5 protein-coding genes are annotated in these 3,760 nt (G+C 63.5%); all 5 read right to left on the reverse strand.

Annotated features, from left to right (window positions below):
- Positions 1–41: 41 nt before the first annotated feature.
- Positions 42–1,184, reverse strand: a complete 1,143-nt coding sequence (locus ACESNG_RS23240) for a nucleotidyltransferase (RefSeq protein ID WP_373062622.1) — start codon at positions 1,182–1,184, stop codon at positions 42–44.
- Entirely contained in the window at positions 1,181–2,401 is a 1,221-nt protein-coding gene (locus ACESNG_RS23245) for an SAVED domain-containing protein (protein WP_373071087.1), read from the reverse strand. The genes ACESNG_RS23240 and ACESNG_RS23245 overlap by 4 nt, the downstream gene beginning before the upstream one ends.
- 59 nt (positions 2,402–2,460) lie before the next feature.
- On the reverse strand, positions 2,461–2,649 hold the full coding sequence (locus ACESNG_RS23250; RefSeq protein WP_373062618.1) for a hypothetical protein: 189 nt from the start codon (positions 2,647–2,649) through the stop codon (positions 2,461–2,463).
- A 203-nt stretch (positions 2,650–2,852) separates the two neighbouring features.
- On the reverse strand, positions 2,853–3,434 hold the full coding sequence (locus tag ACESNG_RS23255) for a hypothetical protein (protein ID WP_373062616.1): 582 nt from the start codon (positions 3,432–3,434) through the stop codon (positions 2,853–2,855).
- Between the two features lie 55 nt (positions 3,435–3,489).
- Positions 3,490–3,760: hypothetical protein (locus ACESNG_RS23260; RefSeq protein ID WP_373071089.1), on the reverse strand; the 271-nt coding region annotated here is incomplete at its 5' end.

Below are 3,760 nucleotides of genomic sequence, written 5' to 3' on the forward strand. Positions count from 1 at the left end.
CGAGGCCGGTCCCGGGGTGGAGGCGCGAGCTCACGCGTCGGTCACCGCCCCCACGGTCTCGGAGCATCTTGAACGCGCGGCGTAGCGGCGGCGACCATGATCAGGGGTGCCGACGGCGCAAGACGCTGCTGCTGTTCCGATGAGAGCTGCACAGCGAAGCGCTGGCTGACAAGCGCCGGATCGAATGGCACGAACGGATCATCCCAGCACATGACGTCGGCGCGCAACTGCGAGAGCCAGCCATCGAAATTCATCGAGAGCCGAGAATCGCGGCGCCATTTGTCCGCATAGTCTTCGCGCGGATGCGTCGGGTTGGGCACCCGCGGCGGTACTGGGCGAACGAAGCGTCCCATGCGTGAGACGATGCCGCGCAATGCCTCGCCGAGATCGCGCTCGCCGTCGTACGCGTGGGCCGCCAGGTTCGTGATGATCATACTGATCGGTGCGAGTTCCGGCTGCCTCGCGAACATGACATCGCGATGCCGCTTGAAAATCTGGATAGCTCGCTGCAGCGGCGTCTTCCACTGGTACGGCGGGACGTCTTCGACGACACCGGCGCGCACACCGCTGGGCTGCGAACGACCGAGCGCCGCACGCGATTCAAACCAGCGCGCGAAGCCACGCGGGTTGCTGGTCAACCAGTTGGTGCTCAGCACCCGGTAGTCAGCGTGTGTGAGATCCGTGATGGCGACCGCACGTCGTGCCCAATCGTCTTCCACGCCTGCGTCGCGCAATGCGAGCTGGGTCGCCCGCGCGGCTGGCACGGACGGCAGTGCATCCAAGTGAAACGACACCTCGTCGCGGTAGGGGAGTCGCCAGCAACGGCCCTTCTCGATTGGCTCCTGCATCTGGTGCGCGCGAGCGTACGCAGCGATCTCGTCGCCGAATCGTCGTTTGAGCTGCTCCTGCGACATCGTGGTCACCTGCATCGCAGTGAACACTACTACGTTGTCCAGGTCGTAGGTTGCGTCGGCGACGAGGGGCTTGATCACGGTGCCGTACCGAAACGACCCTTGCGAGTGTACGCGAGGTTCAAGCACAGCAAGTGGAGAACTCGGACGACACAGCCATTCTCCGACCGAGACGTGCCGTGCCGACGCCTTCTCGTACAACGAGGGGGCGATGTCCAACTCTTCCGCGATCAACGTCCATAGTTGAGTCGCGCGCGACGCAATGATATTCATTCGGTGGCTCCTGCAGAAATTGTGAACGCATGCACGAATCCGCCTTGGCCCTGCTGTTCATCGTAGAGATGCCACGCCGGCTCGGCCTTCGGCGAGCGCACGCGCCCGAACTCCACCGCGCACGAAACGGGCATCGCGGGAAACACGTGCAACGGCGTCTCGTGCCCGTGTCGCATCTTGATCTCGTTGAGCAACGGCCGCATGAGCGTTCGGAAGTCATGCAGCATATCGCGGGAAGTGAGCACGTCATTGTGAGGTCGCTCCACGGTTATCACCCAGCAGGCGGCGTCCTCGCCCAACACCTTGGTAATCCGCTCTCGTGCAACATTCGCGCTGATCGCAAACACCAGCGCTGGGGCACCGCTGGCTGTGAAGGGAGGGCGATCAATGCGGAGGACCTGCGACGTGACCGGGCCGGTCGGCCACAGCCATCCCTTCGGCTCGCGATGCAACTGGTACACGTCGACGTCGGTGAGCTCCCCCAAGCGCACACCCAAATCGATCAACAGCGGCTGCGGCGCTAGAGCGAACAGCGATAGGTGCGACGTGAGGCCGCGCTCCATTGCCTGCCGAACCTGTCGGTCAAACTGAAAAGCCTGCTGCTTGCGTTCGGTCGCCCAGAAGCCGACATCGCGATCCCTAAGCGGTCCGACACGCGTGCCGAGCTCAATCAGCAACTGTTGCGCGGGCCAGCGATGCGGAAAGAGCGCACACGCTGCCGACGCAAAGGCCGGCAACGCCTGATGCTCACCGACGTAGGTCCCAAATGTGACCACATGACTCTTCAGCGAAGGTACGATCCCAGTGACCACTTCAACGCGGTCCTCGTGCTCGCGCTTCATATGGCGCAGCAGGTCGGCGGTGTACCGAATGGGGCCGTCGCGCTTGTCGATGGTCACGTGACAATCGTGACAGAGAAGCATCAGGTTACTGAGGTCGTTCACTAGGTGCGTTGGAGTGCCGACCGCCTCCCGGGGCCCGCCCACGCTGAACGCGCGAATGTGCGCCTTCTCCGCGACGTTGTGCGTCTCCTGAGTCACCTCTGATTTCCAGGAGACCCGATTGCAGCCAGCAAACTGACAGCGGCCGGCCGCCTTCCCCCACAACAACACCTGCACCCACTGCGGCACATCACGGGATGCTATCTCCGGCGCGATGGTCGCCGACTCGTCTGCCGCCCGGCTCGGGGACAGTACCGCTATGGTTGCCTCTGCCACCTCGCCCGCTCCCCCTTGAGCGGCGCGACGTCTGCGTGTTGTTGCGTCGCGGGAAGCCATCAGGCGCGACCAGACTTGTTCTTCGTTGGGTCGACCAGTGTGTACGTCGTGCCCTTCGTGGGGGTCGGCGGCAGCGGCTTCCCACGCACCGCCGTGACCTCCTTCCCGGCGCCTCCGCGCGGTCCGATCTGCTGATACTGCCCCGAATTGGGGGCGGTGCTTCCCGGCTTGAGTGGTCCTTTGCTCATGGCGCTTCGCTCCTACTCCAAGGTGAGCCAGCGTGTGATCCGGAAGAGTCCCCATGACTTTCGATGCGTCGAGCCCGCGCCTACACCGTAATCACTTGAGTAAATGAACACGAGAATGAGAAATTCTACAAGTCTCCTCCTTTTATTTTCTGAGCACGAATGCGGCGTGGTTTCGCGCGTTCACGGCGCGGAAAGCGCGAAGTCTACTGAATGGCGACGTAAAGATATTCGCGCCCACCCGCCGGCAGGGATCGAATCCCGGTTCGACGGATCACGCCAAGCCTAGCCAAGTTCGTCAAGCGATTGGTCGCCGCAGCCAACCCCTGTAGCTCGAAATGGTCGAACACCATCTTCGCCGTAACCTCGTCGTGAGCGACTGCGTACGCGTAGGTCTCCGCCGCGACGCCCTCCACCGCACCACGCAACAGCGGCCCCTCCGCAGTTCGCGCGACTGCGACCAGCTCTTCCTTTTCGAGCATCGCGTCCACCGAGTACCGGCACTTCTCAAGGTGATCCAGCACTAGGTATCGATCCTTCAGTTCGCCGCTGAACAGGCGAAGCAACGGGCGGCGGAGCAACTGTCGCGCGGCCTCAGACGCGGCCCGAACCCCGTCGAAATCGACGATCAGTAAGCCGCCCTCGGGGAGAGAGTTCAGCTCGTCGAGTAGAAGCCGCTCGATAGGCTCCGCGTCATCGTACGTAAAGAGGCTTGCCGCCGGGCCAGAGGGCGTCGACGGGGCGGCCTCGAGGATCGAGAACCGAACGGTTGCAGAAAACGGATTCACTTGTGCAAGTGTATTCGCGTCGCGCCTTCTGTCAACTGCTAGGCGGCCGCCGTCATCACTCGGGGCGCCGAACGGTCAGCAGGTACTGCGTGCCCAACCCGTACGTAAGATCTTCCAGCCGGGCAAGCGCGTCGCGCGTCGACAGTGTCGTCGTACCCGCTCCCGAGCGGACCGTGATAGTCGACTGCTGCGTCGCAAGGCACCTCTCAAGCAGGTCGCTCAGCACACCACCCCGCCCGACCTGCCCAGCACTCTGCCCGTCCCTTCGCGATAGCTGGCGCGCCAGCACCGTGGCCGTCGCCCGGCCCGGGGAGTACGTCTCAAGC

The organism is Gemmatimonas sp. (assembly GCF_041689975.1).
GTDB lineage: Bacteria > Gemmatimonadota > Gemmatimonadetes > Gemmatimonadales > Gemmatimonadaceae > Gemmatimonas.